This window comes from Bacillota bacterium (assembly GCA_012842395.1).
In the GTDB taxonomy this organism is placed as follows: domain Bacteria; phylum Bacillota; class SHA-98; order UBA4971; family UBA4971; genus UBA6256.
The window spans coordinates 33,790-57,797 of record DUSX01000034.1 but is presented as its reverse complement, the minus strand read 5'-3'; the positions used below and the strand labels follow the sequence as shown (position 1 = coordinate 57,797).

The following is a 24,008-nucleotide window of genomic DNA, read 5'->3' as shown; positions in this document are numbered from 1 at the left end:
GTCCTCTGCGGTCCTCCGGTTCGCTCCCACCTTCGGGCCCGGCTCCGACACGCACTTACACTGCCTTATAGTGCAGACGCCGTAGATGGCCGGTCGTGACCCCGCCGTGATCACAAGGTTCCTCCGACACCCTTTCGACGCGCTCTAGCGTCCTTCAGGGCCCTCCCGTCCACGCCTATCGTCTTGAAGAAGACCTCGAGCGCCTGTTCCTCGCCCTTTGTGTGCGGATCGACGCTTGCGGGGTCTCCGTTCGAAGCAGGCAGGCTCGCGTATTGCTCGAGCGCTATCTCGCACGCCCCCGGCACGCCGTACTGCTCCACAAGAGACATCAGGGTTTCGTACTTTTGCTTCCTGGCGGTCGCCATCTTCATCCACTCTTCCGGATTGGGGGCAAGGCTGCTGATGAGGATGTCCTGCTTGGCCAGGCTCTTGAGTCTCTTCAGACCCCTGATAACGTCCTCCGCATTCAATTGAATCACCCGAGTCCCCTCCTGTTTGATTTGTTGAGGCTCCGCTGGGCCAACAGGCCAGCCGACAATGATTACGCAGGCTGCCTCGAAGTTGCCTCCCGCGGCGGGCCGCAGGCGCAGCTCGGGCCCTTGAGTTCAAGCCGCAAGAAAACACGACGGCCGAGGCACCGTTGATCCGTTGCCCCGGCCCGTTCTTCTCGCAGTTACCACCACAGCGACCGCTCCGTCGCCAAAAACCCTGAAGCCGTATGCGCCAGCTTTGCAGTTGTCACCGTTCACGTTCCTGAAGAGGCGGCTGCCGCCCTTCAGGAGCTCGCCGTGCCAGAAGCGCGCAACAGGCTCGGCAATCGTGCCGACCCTGAGCCCGGGCGCCGCGACGAAGGCGCTTCCCCGGGGCTTTGCGCCAAGCTGGCTCAAGACGGACTCCCCCTCTGCGCGGCGGTTCGTTCTCTGGTTATATTATAACACATCTTCCAGTCGTGTATCACTACCTCGCAACGTTTTGATTTTGATTCTAGGCTTTCGCTAACTACTCTTCGGGACACACGGTCCAGCCCAGTCCAGGCACGGCGCGCGACGTACGCGATGCACGGCGACACCTGCCAGCGGCCGCCCGCCGCCCCCTTGCTGCGCGCGCCTGCCCAGTAGTCGGCCTCGGACCAAGTTGGTCAAGTTGACGCGACGCCGAACATACCCCCGAGACCACCGGCCATCACGGAGAGAAGAAGCCTCTTGAATGTCGAGCTCGTCAACGGCACTGCCGCAGGGTTTCCTGCGCCTGTGATGAGGATGGCCGCGGCGAACACGAGCCCAACCAAGCTGCCGTACACAAGCCCGCGTCTCCTAGCCTTCTTCCCCGCGACGAAACCGCCCACGCCGGTGGCGAGGTAGCTCCCCACCGACGCTAGCTTGCCGAGGAGAGAGGGCTGAAGAGGAACGGAGTAGTCGTACACCGCAATGGCGAGGAATACAGCAAGCAGCGCAACGACCGACGCCACGAGCCCCGTCACGATGGCGAGAAACCACCCACACTCGGTCCCCTCGGAGCTTCCGACGTTCCTCTCGGGCTTCGTCCGATCGGGCCTGGTCTTGTCAGGTCTGCTCCTACTGGTCTTGTCCGGAGTCATGAGACGACCCCCCAGAGCGAGGGTGCGCAGATCCCTGCCTCATGTCCTAGCTGGCGACGGTTTGCCGGCGCCCTATCGGGGGCGGGGGGTGGCGCCCGGGCCTGTTCACCCTCACTAGGAGCGCGACGCGTGAAACGACGCGTTGCTTCACAACTAGGTTATTCGCCTCAGTGACTGATGATGACCAGGGGACCCACTATTCTGTGGATGCTTCGGACGGAGCAGTCACGTGCGCCCAATCTGGTCGAGCATCGCTCTCACCTTTTTCATGTCCTCCCACACAGGGCGCTTTTTGGTCTCGTCGCGCAGGAGGGCAGCCGGATGAAACGTGGGCATGTACATGATGCCGTCCTTTTCAAACCAGTTTCCCCTCGCCCTCGTTATGCGCGCCCGCTTGTCGATGAGCGTCTGCGTCGCGAGCGCCCCGAGACACACGATTATCTTCGGCCTTATCGCCTCGATCTGGGCCCGGAGATGAGGCAGGCACGCCTCGGCCTCATCTGGGGTGGGCAGCCGGTTTCCCGGCGGGCGGCACTTCACCACGTTGGCGATGTACACCTCATCTCGCCTGATGCCCACGGCATTGAGGATCCTGTCCAGAAGCTGTCCAGCCGCTCCCACGAAGGGCCTGCCTTGAATGTCCTCCTGTTGTCCCGGGCCCTCACCCACAAACATGAGCTTGGCGTGGGGGTTCCCCTCCCCAAAGACGACCTGGGTGCACCCAGCACGGAGATCGCACTTCGTACAGGCCCTGCATTTCTGTTCAAGCTCCTTGAGACATGATGCGGCGCTGCGGCCACAGGAAACCTGGCCGGAGGGCGTCTGGGGGGCCGGGGTTTCTCCAACGGACGCGGGCGTTCGAGCGGGGGGAGGCGTGTCGTCAGCAGCGTCGAAGATGGGAAGCGGCACCTGCCGCTCGGTTTCAGGCACTTGTCTTGCACCTCCGAAGTCCACGTTTGACATGTTGCCACCGTTCGAGTATACTATGCATGAAACGAACGGTCACGAGGTTTGGTCGGGGCATGGCGCAGGTTGGTAGCGCGCTTGGTTCGGGACTAAGAGGTCGGCGGTTCAAGTCCGCCTGCCCCGACCATTTTCTTTTTGTACCCACGCTTCCTGCGCCTAGGCTCCTAGGTAGGCCCTTCGCACGTCAGGGTTCGCCGCAAGCTCAGAAGCTGCGCCTCCGAGGGTGATCCGGATCCGGCCTGTCTCAAGCACGTGGCTCCTTGTCACCGCGGCGAAGGCCCTTCGTGGGTTCTGCTCCACGAGGAGCACGCTCACACCAGGAGGCGGGCAGTGTCCGAGCTAGCGCCGCACCTCTACCGGCGTCCCCCAGGTCCGCAGGGATTCGATGTGGGACATGACCAGGACCTGGCGGTCGAGGGCGATCTGCCGCAAGGTCGCGCCCAGGTTGGCGAGCCTCGCGCTGTCGCACGTCGGGAACGGGTCGTCGAAAATGAGCGGAAGCAGATAGTCCTGCGCGAGGAGGTCTGCGATGGCAAGCCGTAACGCAATGTACAACTGATCCTGCGCGCCCTTGCTGAGCTGGCCGAGATCGCAAGGGACGCCCGCCTGGTGCACGTGGACCTTGAAATCCTCGTCGATCACGACCGCGCGCCGCTCCACGCCCGTTATGCGTTGAAAGTGTTCCGTCGCCGCGTTTTCTAATCGCCCGCGGTATGACCTTTGAAAGTCCGCTATGGCAGCCGTAAGTTCGAGACAAGCGACCGTTAGGGCGTCGGCGAGCAGCTCCACGTCCTCACGTTGGCGCTTGAGCCGTGCGAGCCGCTCGAGGGATTGGGCGATGTTCACCGGCGTGCTTCCTTCAAGCGAGCGTTGCTCGGCAATGAGGTCTCCCCTCCTCTTCTCAAGCTCGGTCACCTGCCCGCGCAAGGCCTCGGTGTCGCGGGCGAGCGTCTTCAACCTGCCCTCGATTAACTCAGCGTCGTCCGCCTCGTCGACTTCGGGGAGTCCGGGATTGCGGGTTATGAGATGTTTCCAGTCCGCAAGCGCCTGCGCGGCCCTGTTCGAGGCGCCTATTCTCTTCTCACGCAGCTCGTCAACGGTGGCCGCGCTGTACTGACCAAGCAGCGTATCGAGGGAAGCACGCGCCCGCGCCACCTTCTCCAAGCGCGACCGCCTGTCCGCCCATCTCTGTCGAGCCACGGCCGGTTCGCCGCCCGACGCCGCGAGTATGGCGCCGAGCGACGCTGATTCCATCGCATACGCCTCCTCGAATTCCTTGGCCCGCGCCGTCAACGCCTCCACGTGTTGTTTCCCGGCATCAATGGCGGCTTTCGCAGCTTGGATGTCGCTAGAGATGCTCTCATGGCGGCGGGCTTCCGCCGCGGCCTCGTCCCACCACGACGGGTCGCACCGCTCGAGGAAGGCTGCGAGGTCATTGACGGTGCGCGAGTCATCCGTGGACGACCCCACTGCCACGACACGCGCGACCTCCTTCCATACGTCGCTCGTGCTGGGGGAAGACAACATCGCCGCATGAGCGTCGGAAGGGTCGCAGCCAAACGCCTCCCGGGCGAACTCTCGCGTGAGGGTCTCGAGACGCTGCTTCTTGTCGAGCAGGGCCTTCCATTCAGAGAACGCCGCGTCGACGTCTCCGAAGAGCTCGGCGAACCTTCTTGTCGCTTCCGCGAATGCCTCGCACTCTTCGCGAGCTTGTTCGAAGGCTCGCCGGGCGGATAGCACGTCGCTCTCGCCGGCGATGAGCGCCTGCTCGGCGTCAAGCTCTCTCGCCTCTTCGTCGCGCTGCTCCACCTTCGCTTGGAGCGCGCCGAGCTCGGCCTCGTCCGTGGCAACGACCGCCCCGAGCGCTTGGTCAACGCCTGCCATCTCTTGTCTGCACCGCGCAAGCTCCGCCTCGAGCGTCCTCATCTCGAGCTTCAGCTTCGCGGCGCCCACCTTGCGGGCGTGCACCGCGCCGGCAAGGAGGTATCCGGCAGCCCCGAAGAGGAGTGCCGCCACGACCCCTGCCAACGCTACTCCGGGCCACGCCGCCGCAGAGGCTGCAGAGCCAATGGGCCTGTCTGACACAAGCCACGCGGCGATGCCCGCGGCCACCAAACCCGGGACGAGCCCTGCCACGAGCCGGAGACTGCGCGGCATGACGAGCGCTCGCTCGCGCTCCGCAAGTGCCGCGCGGAGCTCACGCTCCTTGCGGAGCGCCTCGATCTTCTGCCGTATCATGGCCCCTGCGCCCGGTCCGAGGGACGCGATCGCTGCGTAGCGCCGCGCGTGCTCCTCCCGACGCCTCGCGTGCGCTTTGATCCGCTCCTCGACGATCTCCACTTCGCGCTTAGCGGCCTCGAGCTTCCGTGTGAGCTCAGAGCGCCTCGCCGAGTACCCCTCGAGAAGCCGCAGCTCGTCGGGACTGGCCTCGGTGAACGCCCGGAACCTTCCGGCGAGGTGTGCGTCACACTCACGGAGCTCCTCGAGCCGCCCGACGAAGTCGTGCCACTTCTGAAGTAACACGGTGCCGTTACGCCTGGCCCTGTGCACGATCGCCTCGGCCCCAGGCCCGAGCGTGCCCCAGTCGCGCATGGCTCGCAGCTCCGTTTCGAGCCGGTCGAGGTCCGACTGCCTGGCCTTTGCCGCCCTTTCCGCCTCAGAGATCCCCTGTGCTATCTCAGCAAGCTTCTCTTTCAGTGAGACGAGCTTTCCGAGCTGCGCGTCGACATCCGGAGGCGCGCCCTCGAACTCGGGATAAGCCTCCTGAATGGCTCGGACGCCGCTCTCGATCTCGGCAGACAGATCCCTGGCCTGATCTAGCGCGGCTTCTAGGCCCGCCTGGTCCTTCGTGGCTCGCCGGAACTCAGCAGCGAGTCGCTTCCACTCGGACCATGCGCTGAGGATGGCTTCCTTGGACGCCAGCGCAGCCCTCTTTTCGTTCAACTCCCCTTCGATCTTTGCAAGGTCCTTCCGGACCGTTTCAAGGGAATCAACTGTGTGGCGCGCCGAATCGATCTCTGCTTCGAGAGCCTGGATGCGGGACTCGAGATCCTCGAGCGTGCGGTTGTTCCTCTGGTTTCGTGGCGTCACGCCCCGATCGCCCGTGTTCTTGGTCTGATCCGAGAGCTCGGAGACGAGCACTGCCAATGCGCGCGCGAAACCCGTTCCAGCCCCCGAAAGGAGCTCTTGGACCTTCTCATCCAGGCGTTTTGCCTCCGGGATAGGCTGGGTGATGCAGAAGGTGGACTCGAAGAGCTCACGCGATGTCATGCCGAAGATATCGGCCAGCTTCTCTTCATAAAGCGTATTGGGCTTTCTCCTCGCCTCGGGGTTGTGCTCGCCTGTCACGAGGCCTATGTACTGCCCGTTCTCCAGCTTCGCCAGGGACACCCTGTGAGTGTCGAAGTCGCGCCGGATTCTATAGACTACACCGTCGGCCTCGAATTCCACCTCCCCCTCGAACCGCTGGGGATTGTCCCAGTTTCTGAAGCGGGCGTGCCCGAAGGCGGACGGGTCAGCCTTGGTAGGAAGGCCGAATATGGTGGCAAGCATCCCCATGACCAGCGACGACTTGCCGCGTTCGTTCGGCGCCACGTACGCGTTGATACCCTTGGTGAAAGAGACCTCGACTCTCTCGCGGTACGGCCCGAAGCCTGTGAGAGCGAGCCTCCTGAAGGACACCCGCCTCATCGTGCTCCACCACCCTCTCGGAATGCGGCAAGGCCCTTTCGAATGGCGAGTTCCAATACCTTCCGCTCGCGCGCGTCACTCGTGCTCTCGAGCCGTGCCGCGAGCCTCCTTACGAAATACCCTTGGATGGTGGGCTGGGCCGCAAGTCGGCTCACGAGGTCCTCATTCGTGAAAGTCGTCTCGTCCGCTATCTCGACGTAGAAGAAATCCTCCTGCAAAGACCGGGCGAGCGAGGTGGTGTCCACGGGGAAAGACGGCGTGCCCCGCAACGTTATCTTGACGCACGCGTCCCTGTCGTCTCCCGCGGCGGCGCGGCACGCCTCCGCCAGCGCGTCGCGGGACGGAACAGCTGATACATCTATCTCCACCGAGGCATGGCGCCTTACCGGGAGGGGGAACGTCTCGACGGTCACGCGGGGGGAGCCCGCGCCCGCTGTGTCGGTCAGCTGTACTACCGTGAGCTTGCCCGTGCCGGGGTCGTCGAATCCCTTCGCTTCAACCATGCCCGGATACACTGCGACGCCCGTCCCGGTCTTGGATTCCGCATACCTGTGAATGTGCCCGAGGGCCACATAATGATATCCTGCGGCTGCGAGCGCCTCCGATGCTATCGGGAGGCTTCTGTCACCAGCTTGCCAGTCGAGAGAGCCATGGAACGCACCGATGTGTATTCCTGGCCCCTCGGCCCGCGGAAGGTTTGTGAGGTCCTCGACCCGGGTGAGCCCGCCGGTGTATGCTAGCGAATACACGGACACTGGCGTGCCGTTGACGTTCCACGAGGCTACCCTCTGAGGCATGGGATTGCGCACGAGCAAGCCAGGCCAGGAAGTGCTTCGCTGCCTGTATATGGAGTCATGGTAGGTTATCTCGTCGTGATTCCCCGGGACAGTCACCAAAGGCAGTGCCGCCCGGGCCAGCCGCTCGAGCTGCCGCACGGCCTCATCGGCCACAGCGGGCTCAGGCCTATGCGATTCGAAGAGATCGCCTGCGATGATGACCAGGTCGATGCGGTTCTCAGGTGCGAGAGCGAAGTCAACCGCCCTTTTCAATAGGAGGTCTCGCTCGCGCTGCCGGATCGTCGCCTTTTCGGCCGGGAGCTCGGACGGAGACCAACCGAGGTGCAGGTCCGCAAGGTGGAGACACCTGAGCACGCTCCATCACCCCCATCACCCCGCCGGGATAGCATCCATTCACACGATACCACACGTCTGCAGGAAATGGAAGGGCGACCGGGGACATCCTGTCCTTGGGAACATGCGGGAAGCCCGCTCCGCCGCCGGGCCTAGGCGCCGTCAGCCGCCTCACGGCAGGCCAGGTACAAGAGCACGAGGGACGGGTACATCATCAGCAGCGCCGCGGCCACCACTCCCGAGTCGTTGGTCACGATGGCCACGCCTGCCGAGAACAGGCTCGCGCCGAGAGCCGAGGCGAACCCGGGGTTCGCCTTCATGAGCTTCTTCGCGAGGCCCACCGGGCGTACCCAAAGGAGCGCGACAGCCGCAAGGAACGCGAGCAGAGCGCGCGTCCAGACGGTGTACCTGATGAGCTTCAGGTTCATCGCCGCCTTGCGCCGCACTATATCGGCGAGCGCTCCAGGGCCCTCCGCCGACACGGCAAGGATCGCGCGACCCCAATGGGACGTGGGGCCACCGGCCCTCAAGGCGTCGGCGATGGCTATTCCCGCGACGAGCGCCGCCCCGAGTCCGGCTAGAGCGGCTATTCGCCGGCCCGTTACCCTTCTGCCCGAATAGAGAGCATAGGCCACCCCGAACCCCGCCACAGCCGTGAGCGTGCCTCCCATGTTCGCGCCGAACGACGGAGATGCGAGCACGACGAGTCCCAGCGCGAACAGGACCGCGGTGCAGGCGAGGACCGGGGCGCGACGCGCACGCGTCGCCGATGACGGGGCCTCGGGAGAACCCGCCCTGTCTACGGCAAGCCCTGTTCCGGTTATGAGCGAGCCGACCAAAACGCCCATGTACTCGTTCCCTATCCCATAGAACCTTGCGCCTGCGACCGGGTCGTATCCTAGCACCGACCGCTGCATGAGAGGCGATCCCAGCAAGGCGTCACAGGTCACCGCAAGCCCGGTGAGGAGGTAAACCACAGCGAAAGCGAACAGCCCGGGAGGCGCGCCGCGGCCACGGACCGCCCTTGCGAAAACGTACATGGCGAGCGCGGCTGCTGCGACGAGCGCACCCGCGGACGCGCCGCCGCCCGTATGCACGGCGGAAGGCAAGAATAGCATCGCGAGCGGGACCGTGCCGAGGCACAGAAGGAGTGCCTGCGTAGCCCCGGCGGTGGCGTGAGCCCAGCGTCCCGCGGTGCGTATAGCGCCCCGGCCGGGAGAGGCGTGGTTGGGGCGTGAGTCGTCCGGTGGTGGGAGAGGGGTTTCTGGCGCGGCGCCGCCCCGCTGTCTGAGAAGGGGTTTGCTTCGCGCTGCAAAGAACGCGATGAGCCCCAGCGAAACGAGGGCCACTATGATCTGAAAGCCGACGAAAGTCTTGAGGATCGGCGCCCTCACGAGGTAGGTGGATGCGATCTCGTCGTGCAAGGCGCGAAGCCTACGCAACGCTGCCGGGTCGGCCACGGCGCGCACCGGCGCGCCGAGCACCCACGGCGGCGGTGTAACACCCAGCCACGCCATGACTGACGCGGCCACGTCGGTGTTTGTGATGAGCCCGTCTCGCCTTGTGGTTGCGGACGTCAGGAGCCCGCCGGACTTGGTGGATACAGCGGGCCCAGCCGCGATGACCGGGGCCAGGCTCCGGCCGCGTGCTATCTCGCGTGCTGCAGGCGAAGGCGATAGGACCACGAACACCGTGTCGGTGAGATCCACGAACTCCAGTAGGCGCCCTACGAGGGCGTCCGCTGACGCCAGCGCTGACCTGCTGGCCTTCTCATACGCTGCGTCGGTGAGGAGCCCGGCGCCAAGGTAGCGCTCCACTCGGGACATGTCACCCGATTCAACCACGACGAAGTCTGCCCTGCCCGCGGTCATCGTGTCCTTCACGAGGCGCGCCACGACCTCTATATCGGTCATCATGCCCCCCGGGAAGTCATCCACGTGCTTGACGGTGTCCTGGCCCACGTCGCCAAGGTCCACGAGGCCGCTGGAATCCATGGCGATCGCCACGGCGTGGCGGCCGGGATGGCCCGGTGTGTCGGAGTTCCCGAAGACCGCGGTCCTCTTTCCGGCAAGCTTCAGCGCCTCGCCGAGGGCGCCTGGAACGACGTGGTAGCTTAGACCGGAGTTCACCTCGTTTATGAGAGCGATGTACGGATGTACCACGGCTCCGCGGGGCGGCGCGGTGGCGCCCGTGTTCCGTGCAAAGGCGACGGCGGCCGGGACGCCCTCCACGGTCTCGTCGGAATTGAACGCGTGCCCCGTCTCCGGCGGGCCCTGCGCCCTGGTGCCCGCACCGAGGGTCACGTACGTGTGGTCGTCCTGCAGAGTCTTCGCGGTCCGGACGTTCATGAGGCCGACCGCACCGCTCGAAGCGAGCCTCCAGAGATGCGGAGCCAACGCGGGATCTATGTTCCCGAGCGGAATGGCGTCGACAAGCACAAGGACTACGCGCGAAGCGCCGGGGATGCCGGGCGCAGCCGCGGCTGCGGCGGCAGCCGGTGCCGCTGCTCCCTCTCCTTCTTCTCCTTCTGCCCACCTCGGCCCTGGTGTGCTTGGCGTCATGGCCAGGAGCGTCGCAGCCGCCAGGCCAACTCCCAGGGCGACGAGAACGCCCGCAAGACCGCGATGCCAAGCTGACGCCCCAAAGGAGGTGCGCTCAGGCCTAGCGGGCAGAACGTGACGAGCCCGCGGCGAGCGACCCGACCGGGGGAAGACCGGACTCACCTCTCTCCCCTACCTCCCTGGCTTCTCTCGTTCCGACATCGCCTCAACGTATACTTCCTGGGTTGCCCGGACCATTCCTTCGATGGAGAACCTCCGGCGCGCTTCTTCCCGCGCATTCTCGGCCATGCGGCCGGCCTCGTTCGGGCGAAGGATCAATTCTTTGAGGCACATCGCTAGCGCCACGTGGTCTCCAGGTGCAGCGAGGAACCCCATTCCAGGCCCCACTACCTCCTCCGTGCCCGCCGTCCGCGAGGCGACGACCGGGACCCCGGCGACCATTGCCTCGATGAGCGATAGCGGCAGGCCCTCGGAGAGGCTCGGAAGCACAAACCCATCCAGGGCTGCGTAAAAAGATGCGATGTCGTCCACGAATCCCAAGAATCGTACCTGCTCCGACACGCCCAAGGTGCCGGCGAGCGCCTCGAGGTCGGCTCGCGCGGGGCCGTCCCCGGCCACGATGACCTCGGGGCGCAGCCCCAGTTTTCTCAGGTAGGCGAGGGCATGAAGAAGCAGCGCGATGCCCTTTTCTGGGACGAGCCGAGCGACCGTCCCGACCAGGACCGCGTCCCTACGGCACCCGAGAGCCGCTCTGGCCCGGGCAGCTCTCTCCGGAGTCCGCCCCAGCGACGGCTCTCCGTTATCCGGGAAGCGCTCGAGCGCCACACCGTTCGGGACGTGCCTGACCTTACGAGGCCCGAGGCCGGGGATGGACGAGTACTCCTCCCAAAGCGCCCGCGATACGGCGATGACGCGGTCGGTTAGGCGGGCCAGCGCCCGCTCGACATGGGCGCAGAGGCGTCCTTCAGGGGTGCCTCGGGTCCTTTGGAGGACCGAGTTGTGGACCGTGTAGACTATGGCGGGCCTTCGCGCCAGTCCCGGGCTTGGCCCGTGGCTTGCTGCCGGCCAGGAGAGGCTGCGGGTCCGCTCAAGGAGACGCGCGGCCGCCCGGCCCAGCGCCGCGGCTTTGAACCCGTGGAAGTGGCATACGTCGGGTCGCGTCGCGCGGATGAGGCGGGCAAGGGCGACGACCCCAGCCATGTCCCTGCTGAGGGCCAGGCCGTCGGGAATAATGATAGCCTCGTGTCTCCCACCGCACCGCTCGAGGCACGCTTTAACGCACGCATCCTCGGGCGACGCCACGACTACCTCGAACCTGTCGCGGTCGAGCCGCTCCACGAGGCTCGTAAGGTGCGTTCTCATGCCGCCCTCGGACGGTCCGGTCACGTGCAAGACCCGAATCTTTTCTGTCAACCCCGAAACACCTCTCCGGCCCTTAGCTTGCGCGGCTCCCTGCACCGGTATGCCGCTCATACTGCTCATGCCGCTCATCGCGCCGGCGCGTGCGACGCCCGTTTCAAGTTTCAAGACCTTTCAAGACCGTGGGGCGGCCCGGCGTGGAGCACGCCCGCGGCCTTGAATGGCTCGAGCGTCCTTTCGAGGATCCCGTGCAGGTACGCGATGAGCACGCCGTAGTTGACCACAGGCACCCCGGCAGACCTCACTTTTGCGAGTCGGTGCAGCATCTCCTTCCGGTTGATCATGCATCCCCCGCAGTGGACCACGAGGTCGAACTTGCCGAGGTCCTCTGGGAAGCCGGCTCCAGCCGCCCAGACGAAATCAAGTTTGCCGCCTACTCTTCGCTCGAGCCAGGCGGGTATCTTGACCCTGCCTATGTCGTCGCCGATTGGGTGATGTGTGCACGCCTCTGCCACGAGGATCCTCGCGCCCGGGTGGAGGTCAGCGACGTGGCGTGCTCCCTCCACGAGTGTGCAGAGGTCTCCCTTGTGACGCGCGAAGAGGATGGAGAACGATGTGAGCGGCACGCCGTCCGGGACCTGCCGCGACACGGTCCCGAAAACCTGCGAGTCGGTCACGACGAGCGACGGGCCGTGTTTGAGGTTCTCTATGGCGGAGCGCACCGCGTCCTCCTTCACAACGACCGTGCGGACGCCGTGGTCGAGGAGGTCGCGGATCGTCTGCACCTGCGGCAGGATGAGCCTCCCCTTGGGAGCCTCGATGTCCACGGGTACCACCAGCACCACAGTGTCCCCGGGCGACACGAGGTCACCGACTATGGGCGGGCCCTCCCAGTCCTTCGGAGCGGCTTCGATGATGCGCTCCTTAAGGACGTTTATCCCCTGCCCTGTCTTGGCGCTCACCGGGACAAGGCTCGCGCCGAGACCGGCGCCCCAGCGATCAAGCGTCTCCTTCCATTCGGGGGCACCGGCGGACTGTGCAGCCGCGATGTCCATCTTGCTCGCGACCGCGACGAGAGGAATGCCGCGTTCGCGTACCTCGGCTGCCGCGGACCGCTCGTATTCGCCCACGCCACGCGTTGCGTCGACTACAACGATCGCCACGTCCGACTTCGCCAGGACCTGCCTCGTCCTCTGCACGCGCATGCCCCCGAGAGGGCCGACATCGTCTATCCCGGCGGTATCTATGAGGACGACCGGACCGATCGGAAGGATCTCCATGGCCTTGTACACAGGGTCCGTTGTGGTGCCGGGCACGTCGGACACGATGGCCACGTCCTGGCCCGCAAGGGCGTTTATAAGGCTCGACTTACCTGCGTTACGGCGGCCCAGTATGGCGATGTGCAGCCTGTTGCTGCGGGGCGTCGATTCCACGCGTACCCCTCCCCTTGACGCGTCGTCTGACCTCGCCTCATTTCACTTCATCGCATCTCATCCCATGTCGTCCCGTCCCATCCCGTCCCGCCGATGCGCGGGTCGGGGCGGCCGACTCTCAGAAGTACAAGTCGCGCTCGCCACCCTCAAGCCTGGCGAGGCGGGCGATGGTCTCCTGCCGGATTTTGGGCGAAGGGATCATGTCCAGGTGCTTTCTTATGGCCTCCTCCCCGACTTTCCTAGTCTCGTCCGAGGCATAGTCGAGCAGGTACTCCTTGAACGTCAGGATGGCGTTGGGCTGGCACATGTTCTGGATCTGCCCGGTCTTCGCGAATTCCATGAACCTGTCGCCTGTGCGACCCTTCCTATAGCACGCCGTGCAGTAGCTCGGGATGTACCCCGACCGGGCAAGGCTCGCGACGATCTCGTCCGGGGTCCGATGATCGTCCACCGCGAACTGGGCGCTGTCGTCGTCATCCGTTGTCGGCCGGGATGCCGCGGACGCCGTCGCCGCACGATCGCTGTCGTCCGGGGCGTCCTTCTTGTATGCGCCGACGCCTGTGCGCGACCCGGCGCTGATCTGGGATATGCCTACCGCGAAGACCTCGTCGCGGAACCCCGGCCGCTCGCGCGTGGAGAGGATCATTCCCGTATACGGGACCGCGAGCCGCAGGATCGCCACGAGTTTCTTGAAGTCTCGGTCGCTCACCAGGTGCGGGAACCTCTCGAGCGTGATCCCCCGTGCCGGCCGGAGCCTCGGCACGGATATGGTGTGCGGTCCGACCCCGAACGTTGAATCGAGATGAAGCGCGTGGTACACCAGGCCGAGGACCTCGAACTTGTAATCGTACAGGCCGAAGAGGACGCCGATGCCGACGTCGTCGATCCCCGCCTTCATGGCGCGGTCCATGGCGCCGAGGTGCCAGTCGTAATCCGCTTTCGGCCCAGAGGGATGCATCGCCGTGTACGTGGGCCGGTGGTATGTCTCCTGAAAGAGCACGTAGGTGCCGATCTTGGCGGCCTTGAGCCGCTTGTAATCTTCCACAGTCGTGGCGGCGATGTTTACGTTGACCCGGCGAATGCTCCCGTTCCCGACCTTCGTCGCGTATATCGTCTCGATGACTTCCTCGATGTAATCCATGGGGCAGTTGACCGGGTCCTCGCCGCACTCCAGCGCCAGCCGTTTGTGCCCCATGGACTCGAGGATCTTGACCTCCTCTACGACCTCGTCCCTCGAGAGCCTGCGGCGGACGAAGTCGTTGTCACGCCGGTAGCCACAGTACTTGCAGTTGTTCACGCAGTAATTGGAGAAGTAGAGCGGCGCGAAGAGCACGAGGCGTTTCCCGTAGATCCTCTCCTTGACCTCGTGTGCGGCCTCGTACAGTATTGCGAGGGAGTCCTCGCGCGTCACCTGAAGAAGCCTCGCAACCTCGCGCGGGGATATTCCCTTCGCCTCGCGCGCCTTCCCCGCGATGTCCTGCACCTCACGGATGTCCGGCTCGCTCGTGTCGGCTAGGAGCTTCTCGATCACGTCATGGGGAATGAAGTCGCGCCTTTCTGCCGTCTTCATTGGACGATCACCTCTTCCTTTTCCTTTGGTCTATTTGCGTATGCGCACACACTCCGCTCCGCCGTGCCGGGATATCGGCACCGCGTCGGATGACGCGGCCGCACGAGCGGTCCACGGTGGCTTTGGGCTGTCGCCGCGGGTGTTCGAGATGGGCCTTCCGAGCTCGCGAAGCAGCGCCCGAAGCTCGGCTATCCCGCCGTCCTCGGGCGTCCGTTGCGCGATGCTGCCCGGGTATATCTCGTAGAGGCGCCGAAAGTTCAGCGGGGTGACGTTCGGCATGACCACGTTCGCGCCGCACGAGAGCCCCAGGCGCCTGCCATCCGGGTGGAGGGTCGCCAGGGCCGTCGTCGCGGGAAGGTGCGCGAGGGGCAACGCGAGCCGTGCCACGGCCAGGACCTTCAGGGACATGGCCAGGTCGCCCGGCGGGCACGACGCGAGCGGCGTGTTCGGATGAGGAATGAACGGCCCGATCCCAGCCATCTCCACGTCGAGCGCGCGAAGGAGGGCGATGTCCCTCGCTAGGGTGTCCAGGGTTTGCCCAGGAAGGCCGACTATGTTCCCCGAGCCCACTTGAAACCCGAGGTCGCGAAGGTGGACGAGGCACTCGATGCGGCCGTCCAGGGTCATCCCTGGGTGGAGCCTGCTATAGAGCTCCGGGTCGGCGGTCTCGTGTTTCAGCAGGAACCTGTCCGCCCCTGCCCGCCTCATCACGGCGTATTCCTGCCGCGAGCGCTCACCTATGGAGAGTGTCACCGCGACCGGCGCCTCCTTCTTGATCGCCTCCACCATCCGAGCGATGTCGTCAGCGCGGTAGTGAAGGTCGTCGCCTGACTGGAGCACGATGGTCCTGTATCCCGCAACTGCGGCCTTGGTTGCGGCCCTCACCACCTCTTCGCTGGTCATCCGGTAGCGGACTAGGCTCCTGTTGTCCCGGCGCAGCCCGCAATAGGCGCAGTTTCGCACGCAGTAGTTGGAGAACTCGATGATGCCTCGGACATGCACGGCGTCCCCCACGAAGCGCCGTCGGGCCTCATCTGCGAGCTTGAAAAGAATGTCCTGCTCGTCCGGGCCCGCGCCGAGGAGCGCCACCATATCGGCGACAGTGAGGTCCGCCCTTCGCGCCGCGGGCGGCGGTGGCGACGCCGCGGGTTGGCCGTTCGTCCCGGAAGAGCGGTGGCACGCTAGGTCCAGCGCCTCCCGGGCCTTGCGGATCGCGTCCACGAAGTCACTCTCGCCCGTTTCCCTTCCCTCCCTTCGCGTTGCCGAGATGGCATGGCGTATCAGCGAAACAACACAAGAAGCCCGCCTCCCATTTGGAGGCGGGCTATCAAGACCAGGCGCGCATCACGACAGGTGCCCGCACCTAAAAGCCTCCCCTTGCGCTCAGGCAGCCCCTCCACTCAGGGATGACGAAAAAGCCTAGGTTGTGCACTCGTTGTACCCCGAGAGACTCGACGCACTGCTGAAGGACTCCCCTCCGGCCCGGGCTCGCGCTTCGTGCAGCCCGAGGTTTCCCGGTCACGCCCCCGCTGCCCTCGCCGTCAGGGTCTTGCGTTTGTGCGTCTTTTCACATACATTCTATCCTGTATCCGCGGCAAGATCAACCCTTCGGCAGGAATTCCAGACGACGTAGAGGCCGCGAGCGCACGGCTCGCCACGGCCCGTTCCAGCGCCCTGTTTTCCCGCATATCCTGGTACAGGATGGAGGTGGACATGGTGCTGGTGCTGGGCCAACTCGCGAGACTCCTGAAGGGGCCTACCGCCTGGGTCGGAAGAACCGCTTCCAGACGGCGGCCGCGTGCTACCGGGGCCGCGGAGGACGGCCTCGGGGGGCGCACCTGCGACACCCGCGCGTGCTCCGGACGAGCTGCCCCTCAAGGACCCGTCCGCGTTACGATGAGACGGTCGCCTCCAGCCGAGCCCGGGTGGCCCGCGAAGCCCGACGAGGGGTCATCGCAGGAGGTGCACTTTGCCCCCGGCTCCGAAGGCTCGCGTCGCCCGGTGACGCTCGACGAGATCGGTGTGTCCCTCGGCGAGCTCGACATGTCGATGCGGCGGTGGTTCACGTCGGACCTGCCGCATGAGGTTTCGGTCTTCATCCCCCACGCCGAGGTGCGGATCCGCAAGAGCCGCGGTTTCCAGGAGACCGAGATGGTGCTGGAGAGCATCACCGTCGTCCATTCCCCGCGACTCCCGGCCAAGCCCCCGCGCCCGTTGGAACAGACGTGAGCCGGGGATGTCTCGCCGAGGCGCGTGGCAGCGCGGGGAGCTTGCCCAAGTATGTCGCCAAGAGTCCGCGCTACTTTCCGGCGGGGCGGTCCTGCCGAGGGTTGCCGGTGTTGCCCTCCGGGGACGGCGCGCTTGCGGCGCGCCTCGTTCGAATTCGGCGCTTAAGACCGCCGAATTCTCCACGCCCCGTCGCGCAAGCACCGGCAACCCTAACGCCGTCAAGGAAGGAGACAAAAACTTATGGCGCCATACTTAGGCAAGGTACGCCCGCGCGAGCGCTTCACCGGCTAGGAAGTCCTCGGCGGCTCCTGACCCCACGATCCTCCCGGCACGCAGCACGTAGGCCCGGTCAGCGATGGCGAGGGCGGCGCGGGCGTTCTGTTCCACGAGCAGCACGGTCGTTCCCGCCTGTCTGATCCCTTCGATCGTCTGCATCACCTTGTCGACGAGCACAGGAGCTAGGCCCATCGAAGGTTCATCCATGCAAATGAGCTTGGGGTTCGAGACAAGAGCGCGCGAGATCGCGAGCATCTGCTGCTCGCCTCCGGAAAGCGTGCCCGCCTTCTGATTGCGCCTCTCCGCGAGCACCGGAAAGAGATCGAGGATCAGTTCGATGCGCTCGGCAGCCTCCCGGCGGCTCGCGAGCACGTAGCTGCCCAGCTCGAGGTTTTCGAGGACCGAGAGGCCTGGAAAGATCCTCCGCCCCTCGGCCACCACCGCAATCCCCGCCCTCGCCACCTCTGATGTCGGGAGGCCGTCTATCCGCCTGCCCAGGAACCAGATCTCGCCCTCCGACGGACGGACTCGGCCGAGCACCGTCTTGAGCAGCGTGGACTTGCCTGCGGCGTTGCTTCCGAGCAGTGCCACGATCTCGCCTCTCGCAACGTACAAATCTACTCCCTGTAGGACCTTCACCGCACCGTATGACGAGTGGACGTTCTTCACTTCAAGCACTGGGTCGAGCGGCGCGCGCGACGTCGCGGTGCCCTCGGGCCTTCGCGCTCGCGCTGCCTTGACCTCCACTCGCGGTTCAGCTTGCGGTTCAGCACGTCGACCGCCCTCGCCTGCGCCGCGAGCCTGCTCCGAGCCAAGGTATGCGCGCATGACGTCAGGGTTGGAGGCCACCTCAGCCGGCGTGCCCTCGGCGATCTTCTCCCCGTGGTCGAGGACGATCACGCGGTCGCACGTTTCCGCGACCACGTCCATGTGGTGCTCTATCACGACCACGGTGTATCCGCGGTCCCTCAGCAGCCTTATGGTGTCAACCATTTCGGCGATCTCGTCTGGCGTCATCCCCGCTGTAGGCTCGTCAAGCAGGAGGATGCGAGGCTTCGCCGCGAGCGCCCGCGCAAGCTCAACCCGCCGCCTGTCGGGGTACGCCAGGCCGCGCACACACTCCGCCTCACGCTGCGAGAGGGAACGGCCTACGAGTTGCAGTGCGTCGCGGGCAGCCAGGACCTCAGCCGCCTCACGGGTGCGGAAGGATCGCGTGCGGAGGGTCACGCTTGCGAAATCGCGCCTCACCCGCAGGTGGCACCCGGCAAGCACGTTCTCGAGCACGCTCTGGCCCTCGAAGAGCCTGATGTTCTGGAACGTGCGGGCGACGCCGAGCGCTGATATCCTGTGGGACGGCAGCCCTACGATGCTCTTTCCGAACACCCTGATGTCCCCTGAGGACGGCCTGGTCACACCCGTGATCAAATTGAAGAGGGTGGTCTTCCCCGCCCCGTTCGGTCCGATGATGCCGACGACCTCACCGCGATGCACCGTGAGGTTTACCCCCGCGAGCGCCGCGAGCCCGCCGAAGGCACACCTCGCGTCGAGGATCTCAAGAGCCGGCGGCTCCTCGTCGGCCGGGGTGAGCCCGGCAAGGCGGCCGCGGTCGTCATGCCGCTGCTTGCGGCTTGCATCTGCTGCTAGGGCCAAGGTCGCCGCGGACGTGGGCGGTGCCGGGATGAGCCCCTGAGGACGGTAAACCACCAGAAGCACGAGGGCGACGCCGTAGATCAGCATCCTATATACGCTGTAGGCCCGCAGTAGCTCCGGAAGCAGCACCAGCGCCGCGGTGCCTGCCACCAGCCCCGGTAGGCTCCTCAGCCCGCCCAGGATTATCATGCAGTACACCGTGATAGTTTCAGTCATGGTGAAGTTCTGGGGAAACACCGCCCCCTGCCACGACGCGAAGAGCGCCCCGGCGAGCCCGGCAAGGCCCGCACCCCACATGAATGCTGTCACTCTGTAACGCGCCACGTCCACGCCCATGCATCCGGCCGCCACCTCGTCTTCACGCACGGCAGCCCACGCCCGTCCGATCCCTGAACGAAGCACGCGACCAGTCACTACTGCTGCGCCGAGAGCGAATGCCCATATCAGGCAGTATGAGGCCTCGAGCGACGCTGGACTCAAACCGAAGAACCTCGGGGGATCGATGCCTACTATGCCGTTGGGCCCGTTTGTGATGTTCACCGGTCGGTCCAGGTTATTGAGGAGGATCCGGACGATCTGCCCGAATCCGAGGGTCACCATGGCCAAGTAATCCCCGCGAAGGTGAAGCGTGGGAAGGCTCACAGCAAGCGCCGCCAGCGTCGCCGCCACCACCGAGCACGCCGCGCTCAAGAGAAAGGGCGCATGGATTCCGAAGTGGGGCGACGAGAGGAGCGCGTAAACGTATGCGCCGATCCCGTAGAATGCGACATATCCGAGGTCGAGAAGGCCGGCCTCCCCGGCCACGACATTGAGGCCGATGGCCAGGATGAGATACAGCCCGACTGTGCCGACCACGCGAAGGTAATAGAAGTTGTGCGTGACGAGCGGCGCTATGGCGAGAAGCGCGACGCCGAGGTATACCAGCCTTGTGCTATCGAGACTCCTCATCTTTTTCATATCCCCTCGACTAAGTGAGGGTGCATTAATCCTCGTCCGTCTTCCGGTAGTTGGCGGGTTGCCGGTGTTGCACTCGGGGACGGCGCCCCAAGCGGGGCGCGCTTCGCCAGAATTCAGTCTCTCCGGCCAGTGACCGGATTTTGACACCCCTCGTGCAATCAGCGGCAGCCCCTCCCAAGAGTTGGGAGCACTTTTGCACCCCACTTAGACTTCCTGGACGGTCGCCCTCGCGACGGTCGTTCTCAGACCTTGTCGTGTACACGCTCGCCGAGGATCCCGGCGGGCTTGAGTATAAGCGTGGCGATCAGCACCGTGAAAACGATGGCGTCCTTGTACACGGGCGCTACGAACAGCACCCCGAGGCTTTCGGCCAGGCCCAGCACGATCCCACCGGCCATGGCTCCTCTTATGCTTCCGATGCCCCCGAGCACGGCCGCGGTGAAGGCTTTGAGGCCCGCAGAGAATCCCATGATGAAATCCACCTGCATGTAATAAAGCCCGATCATGACTCCCGCGACGCCCGCGAGCCCCGACCCTATCACGAAGGTCGCTGCGATGACCTTTGACGTACGGACGCCCATGTACTCGGCGGCTTCGGGATCCTCGCTCGTGGCGCGCATGGCTTTGCCGAGCATCGTGCGGGATACTGCGAAGTCAAGCGCGAGCATGACCACGCAGGACGTCGCGATTATCGCGAGGCGTGTCGCCGAGATGGCTGTGCTCCCGAGATACACAGTCCACGACGGCGGGATCAACGCCTCCGTTTGGTAAGCCTTGGCGCGCCCCGCTGTCAGCAGCATCGCCGCGTTCTCGAGGATGATGGAGACGCCGAGAGCGGAGATGAGCGGAGCAAGGCGCGAACTCCCGCTCAAGGGGCGGTACGCGAAGCGCTCGATGAGCCCACCCAGGATGCTTGTGGCCGCGGTCGCAGCCGCGAGCATGAGGAGGAGGACGGCGAGAGGGTTTGTGCTGAGCGTGCCGTTCAGGGTGAATAGCGTGAGCACCCCCCATCCCGCGAACGCGCCGACCATGAAGACGTCGCCGTGCGCGAAGTTCAGCATCTTGAGAATGCCGTAGACCATGGAGTAACCCAACGCGAGCAAGGCGTAAACACTGCCCAGCGTGAGGCCGTTCACGATCTGTTGCGGCAGCTGTGCCAGCACCTGTCCCATGGCAGCCCTCTCTCCTCAGCTTTCATCGCTCGTGACGCGGACATGATTGTTTCGGTCGCCGCTTCCGCGCGTCCTGCCTTCTGCTTGTCACTCGTCGGCGCGGTCACTTGACCTCGGCGGGATACTCCTTGACCTGGACGAAATCGCCGCCTTTCACCTGGAACACGTAGATGCTCGCGCCCAGCACGTCGCCTTTGCTCGTGAAGCCCACGGGGAATCCGAGTATGCCTTTGTAACCCCGGGTGTTGTGGACCGCCTCCAACACGGCCGCGCGTGTGAGCCTGGCCGGGTTCCCGGCAGCCGCCTTCCTCATGGCTTCTATCAGGATCTTCGTTGCCTCGTAGCTTTGGCCTGAGAAGATGCTCATCGCCCCGTACCTGCTCTCGAACTTCTTGATGAAGCCCTGCGCTTCAGGCACGTCCTTGATATCCCGACCTATGGCCGTGACGTACATGCCCTCCGCCGCTCCGCCTGCGCCCACGATGAGCTGGTCCCTCTCCTTGAGGCCGTCTCCTCCCATGAGCTTTGGCCGGAGCCCGAGACCCACGGCCTGCTTGATCAAGGCCGCGGCCTGAGCCGGGTTGGGGAGCGCGAGGTACAGGAGGTCAGGGGACGCCGCCTTGACTTTGGTCAGGATGGGCGAGAAGTCCCTGTCCTCGGGGGTGACTTGCCCGCGCGTGAGCTTGACGCCGGCCTTCTGGAGCGCCGCTGCGACCTGGTCCGCGAGGCCTTGCCCGTAGGCTCCCTTGTCGTCGATGATGTATACGTGTTTCGCACCGAGCTCCTCCGCTATGAACCTCGCCGCCGCGGGTCCCTGCGCGTCGTCTCTCGGACATATCCTGTGCATGACCTTGTAGCCAAGCTCAGTGAGGGACGGGTTCGTGGCTGATTGGCTGATTAGCACGAGCCCCGCCCGCTGGTACGTTGGAAGAGCTGCGTTCACGGTGCCGCTGTTCATGGGCCCGACCACGCCGAGCACGCTCGGGTCCATCGCGAACTTGTCGGCAACTGTAACTGCCCGCGCGGGGTCGCCGGCGTCGTCGCCGACTACTATCTCGATCTTCCTCCCGCCTACTCCGCCCTCGGCGTTCGCCTCCTCAACCGCCATCCGGATAGCGTTTAGGGAATCCAGGCCGATCTTGGAGAGGTCCCCCGTGAACGGCCCCGCCGCGCCGATCTTGACCGGCGGCAGATCCTTGCTGAACACGAGGCCGGTCCCGGAACCGAGCACTAGCACCATCGCGATCCCCGCTACGAGCGCTCTTGCGCGGATGCGGGCGGTCCCAAGCCTCGCCGAACCATCCTTTGCAGGCCCTGCGGGGCGTCCGGGACCCGCGGGGCCCGTGGCGTCTTTCCCTGGTGTGCGGCCCTCATCGGTGCACTTGACACGTGACAGCACGACTCTCATCTCTTCTCTACCTCCTGCTTTGCTTTGCTTTACTTTCAAATCGGGTTTTCGAACGCGGCTCATTGACGGATTTGCGGCACGCCCCGGTCTTCGAGACGTCCCAGCCAGTCATCGAGGCCGAGTCGCCTCAGTGTGGACGCGGTTGGAACCCCTGTGGCCACGTCCCACCCCCTGGCTTCGTAGTACTCGTCGAGCATCTCGTCCAGGGCGACGGTGCTCCCGCTCGTGGCTCCACACCCGGCCGGCATGGGCTCCTCACGGAAGCGCTTGGGAAGCGTGTCGTCCTTTCTGCGGATCCCGAGGGCCACGAGGAAACACCGCTCGACGTTCACGATGCGCTCGCACGCGGCCTGCACCCCGGCACCGTCGAACTCGAGACCCGTTGCAGCCCGGAGAATGTTTGCCGCATCGTCGAACGGCAGGACCTCCATGTTCGCGATGGTGTTCTTGCAGGCGTCGAGCGAGTCAGCGAGGGCGCACAGCTCCTCGAAGTGTTTCACCACTCGCCCCTTGCCTTTGTGCTCGAGCCTAAAGGCCGCCTCCCTCGCCCCGAACCTTCTCTCGGCCGCCTCGGCGTCCCCGGTCAACTCGAAGGAGGGTTCCGACCGCAAATGATCGCCGCCTCTGCTCGCCACCGCGTTGCCCAGGGCGTAGCCCTTCAGCCCCCTGAGGTCGGCCATGAAGAGCTCAAGCCCTTTCACATGCATCGCCAGGTCTTCGCTGCCCCGGCCTATCCTCCGCGCCGCCTCCCGCACGCCGTCCGCAAGCACGTCCCCGAAGCCTTCACGCGACGCGATCTTGCGGACCAAGGTCCTAACAGCGTCACTGTTCCCCCACGTCAGGTCGAGCCCATCGGCCTCTTCGCGTGAGATGATCCCGCGCTCAAAGCACTCCATGGCGAAGGACACGCACTCCGCAGTGGCGATGGCATCCATCCCCGCGCGGTTACATATGTCGAGGGTTGCAAGGCCCGCTTCCAGGTCTCCCGCGCCGACCCGGGAGGTGAAGGCCGCGAGCCCCTCGAACTCCGGTCCCTCGCTCTTGAGGCCGGCGTGCGGCCCGGACTTTACCTCAAAGAACCTGCTGCACGGGATGGTGCATGAGAAACACGCCTTGCCCTTCACCCTGAGGCGTGCCGCAAGGGCCTCCCCGCTCACCTCGGCCGCATGCTCGAACCTCCCGGTCTTGAAGTGACGCGTGGCAAGACACCCTGCAGCGTTGAGGGCCGAGACCAGCCTGGTCGTGCCGAGCGCGACTCTGGGTTTGTACTCTGGGTGGCTGAGGATCCTCGCATCCAGCGCCTTCACCAAGGCGAGGAACTCTTCCGGGCTCGCCACCTCCAGCGGCCTCGTCCCGCGGACCACGATGGCCTTGAGCCCCTTGGACGCCATCACCGCGCCCATGCCCGTGCGCGCCGCGGCCCGCACGAGGTTGCAGAAGATCCCTGAGAACTTCACCCCGCGCTCGGCGGCTGGACCCACGCACGCGACCTGTGCGCGGCGCCCGTGCCGTGCAAGGAGCGCGCTTTGCGTCTCCCACACGTCCAGGCCCGCCAGGTCCTCGGCAGGTAAAAGCTGGACCCCGTCGTCGGATATGAAGAGATACGACAGTCTCGCGGCGCGTCCGCGTATGATGACTTGGTCGTACCCTGCGAACTTGAGTTCCGGGCCGAAGAAACCACCCGCGTTGGAGTCACCGAGTATTCCCGTCTGCGGCGATTTCGAGGTAAAGTTCACCCGTGCCGCACCCGGGAAGAGCGTCCCGTCGAGGGGCCCCACCCCGACGAGAAGGACGTTCTCGGGAGAGAGCGGGTCGACGTCCAGGTCGATCTCGCGGACGAGCCGCGCGACGTTGAGGCCGCGCCCGCCGATGTAGCGCATCGCATCTTGCGGGTCGAGCGGCTCTACGGAGGCCGCACCCGTCATTCCACCGGCACCGTTGCGTGCGCCGAGATTGATGTCGAGTATCCTTCCCGCATATCCGAAGAGCTTCTTCACAGGTTCTTGCCCC

General features: G+C 65.1%; 16 protein-coding genes and 1 tRNA gene. 2 read left to right on the top strand and 15 right to left on the bottom strand.

Annotation, left to right across the window (positions count from 1 at the left end; genetic code table 11):
* Positions 1-110: 110 nt before the first annotated feature.
* From GX515_10035 to GX515_10020, 4 genes are all read right to left on the bottom strand, one after another.
* Positions 111-479 carry a hypothetical protein gene (locus GX515_10035; GenBank protein ID HHY33328.1) on the bottom strand — a complete coding sequence of 123 codons (369 nt, stop codon included), beginning with the start codon at positions 477-479 and terminating at the stop codon, positions 111-113.
* Positions 480-605: 126 nt separating this feature from the next.
* Entirely contained in the window at positions 606-887 is a 282-nt protein-coding gene (locus tag GX515_10030; protein ID HHY33327.1) for a hypothetical protein, read from the bottom strand.
* Positions 888-1,138: 251 nt separating this feature from the next.
* On the bottom strand, positions 1,139-1,597 hold the full coding sequence (locus GX515_10025) for a TIGR04086 family membrane protein (protein HHY33326.1): 459 nt from the start codon (positions 1,595-1,597) through the stop codon (positions 1,139-1,141).
* 225 nt (positions 1,598-1,822) lie between these two features.
* Positions 1,823-2,560, bottom strand: coding sequence for a uracil-DNA glycosylase (locus tag GX515_10020; protein HHY33325.1), 738 nt, complete (start codon positions 2,558-2,560; stop codon positions 1,823-1,825).
* Positions 2,561-2,613: 53 nt separating this feature from the next.
* Between GX515_10020 and GX515_10015 the strand changes: the two genes are divergently transcribed.
* Positions 2,614-2,690, top strand: a tRNA-Pro gene (locus GX515_10015).
* A gap of 212 nt (positions 2,691-2,902) precedes the next feature.
* Here the strand turns inward: GX515_10015 and GX515_10010 are convergent.
* From GX515_10010 to hydE, 7 genes are all read right to left on the bottom strand, one after another.
* Positions 2,903-6,253 carry an AAA family ATPase gene (locus GX515_10010; GenBank protein HHY33324.1) on the bottom strand — a complete coding sequence of 1,117 codons (3,351 nt, stop codon included), beginning with the start codon at positions 6,251-6,253 and terminating at the stop codon, positions 2,903-2,905.
* The gene (locus GX515_10005) at positions 6,250-7,404 is read right to left on the bottom strand and encodes a DNA repair exonuclease (protein ID HHY33323.1); all 1,155 of its coding nucleotides are present in this window, start codon (positions 7,402-7,404) and stop codon (positions 6,250-6,252) included. The genes GX515_10010 and GX515_10005 overlap by 4 nt, the downstream gene beginning before the upstream one ends.
* 131 nt (positions 7,405-7,535) lie before the next feature.
* On the bottom strand, positions 7,536-10,106 hold the full coding sequence (locus GX515_10000) for a hypothetical protein (GenBank protein ID HHY33322.1): 2,571 nt from the start codon (positions 10,104-10,106) through the stop codon (positions 7,536-7,538).
* Between the two features lie 9 nt (positions 10,107-10,115).
* Positions 10,116-11,357, bottom strand: a complete 1,242-nt coding sequence (locus GX515_09995; protein ID HHY33321.1) for a glycosyltransferase family 4 protein — start codon at positions 11,355-11,357, stop codon at positions 10,116-10,118.
* A 110-nt stretch (positions 11,358-11,467) separates the two neighbouring features.
* Positions 11,468-12,736, bottom strand: a complete 1,269-nt coding sequence (gene hydF / locus GX515_09990; GenBank protein HHY33320.1) for a [FeFe] hydrogenase H-cluster maturation GTPase HydF — start codon at positions 12,734-12,736, stop codon at positions 11,468-11,470.
* 118 nt (positions 12,737-12,854) lie between these two features.
* Positions 12,855-14,306, bottom strand: a complete 1,452-nt coding sequence (hydG, locus tag GX515_09985; protein ID HHY33319.1) for a [FeFe] hydrogenase H-cluster radical SAM maturase HydG — start codon at positions 14,304-14,306, stop codon at positions 12,855-12,857.
* Positions 14,307-14,336: 30 nt separating this feature from the next.
* Positions 14,337-15,398 (bottom strand): [FeFe] hydrogenase H-cluster radical SAM maturase HydE, encoded by a 1,062-nt coding sequence (gene hydE, locus GX515_09980; GenBank protein ID HHY33318.1) that lies wholly within the window; start codon positions 15,396-15,398, stop codon positions 14,337-14,339.
* Positions 15,399-15,863: 465 nt separating this feature from the next.
* Between hydE and GX515_09975 the strand changes: the two genes are divergently transcribed.
* The gene (locus tag GX515_09975) at positions 15,864-16,535 is read left to right on the top strand and encodes a hypothetical protein (protein ID HHY33317.1); all 672 of its coding nucleotides are present in this window, start codon (positions 15,864-15,866) and stop codon (positions 16,533-16,535) included.
* A 252-nt stretch (positions 16,536-16,787) separates the two neighbouring features.
* On the opposite strand, the gene GX515_09970 is transcribed toward GX515_09975, so the two are convergent.
* The 4 genes from GX515_09970 to GX515_09955 all read right to left on the bottom strand — a co-directional run bounded on the left by GX515_09970 (position 16,788) and on the right by GX515_09955 (position 23,923).
* The gene (locus tag GX515_09970; protein ID HHY33316.1) at positions 16,788-19,409 is read right to left on the bottom strand and encodes an ATP-binding cassette domain-containing protein; all 2,622 of its coding nucleotides are present in this window, start codon (positions 19,407-19,409) and stop codon (positions 16,788-16,790) included.
* Between the two features lie 251 nt (positions 19,410-19,660).
* Positions 19,661-20,590 (bottom strand): branched-chain amino acid ABC transporter permease, encoded by a 930-nt coding sequence (locus tag GX515_09965; protein HHY33315.1) that lies wholly within the window; start codon positions 20,588-20,590, stop codon positions 19,661-19,663.
* Between the two features lie 103 nt (positions 20,591-20,693).
* Positions 20,694-21,998 carry a branched-chain amino acid ABC transporter substrate-binding protein gene (locus GX515_09960; protein ID HHY33314.1) on the bottom strand — a complete coding sequence of 435 codons (1,305 nt, stop codon included), beginning with the start codon at positions 21,996-21,998 and terminating at the stop codon, positions 20,694-20,696.
* Positions 21,999-22,057: 59 nt separating this feature from the next.
* Positions 22,058-23,923: an aldehyde ferredoxin oxidoreductase family protein gene (locus tag GX515_09955; protein ID HHY33313.1), complete on the bottom strand. Its 1,866-nt coding sequence runs from the start codon at positions 23,921-23,923 to the stop codon at positions 22,058-22,060.
* Between the last annotated feature and the right edge of the window lie 85 nt (positions 23,924-24,008).

Bases quoted from the DNA above. Each gene is read 5' to 3' on its own strand.
- GX515_09965 (HHY33315.1), bottom strand. From the start codon at position 20,590: ATGGGACAGGTGCTGGCACAGCTGCCGCAACAGATCGTGAACGGCCTC.
- GX515_10010 (HHY33324.1), bottom strand. From the start codon at position 6,253: ATGAGGCGGGTGTCCTTCAGGAGGCTCGCTCTCACAGGCTTCGGGCCG.
- GX515_09970 (HHY33316.1), bottom strand. From the start codon at position 19,409: ATGAGGAGTCTCGATAGCACAAGGCTGGTATACCTCGGCGTCGCGCTT.
- GX515_09960 (HHY33314.1), bottom strand. From the start codon at position 21,998: ATGAGAGTCGTGCTGTCACGTGTCAAGTGCACCGATGAGGGCCGCACA.
- hydE (HHY33318.1), bottom strand. From the start codon at position 15,398: ATGGTGGCGCTCCTCGGCGCGGGCCCGGACGAGCAGGACATTCTTTTC.
- hydG (HHY33319.1), bottom strand. From the start codon at position 14,306: ATGAAGACGGCAGAAAGGCGCGACTTCATTCCCCATGACGTGATCGAG.
- GX515_10025 (HHY33326.1), bottom strand. From the start codon at position 1,597: ATGACTCCGGACAAGACCAGTAGGAGCAGACCTGACAAGACCAGGCCC.
- GX515_09955 (HHY33313.1), bottom strand. From the start codon at position 23,923: ATGACGGGTGCGGCCTCCGTAGAGCCGCTCGACCCGCAAGATGCGATG.
- GX515_10020 (HHY33325.1), bottom strand. From the start codon at position 2,560: ATGTCAAACGTGGACTTCGGAGGTGCAAGACAAGTGCCTGAAACCGAG.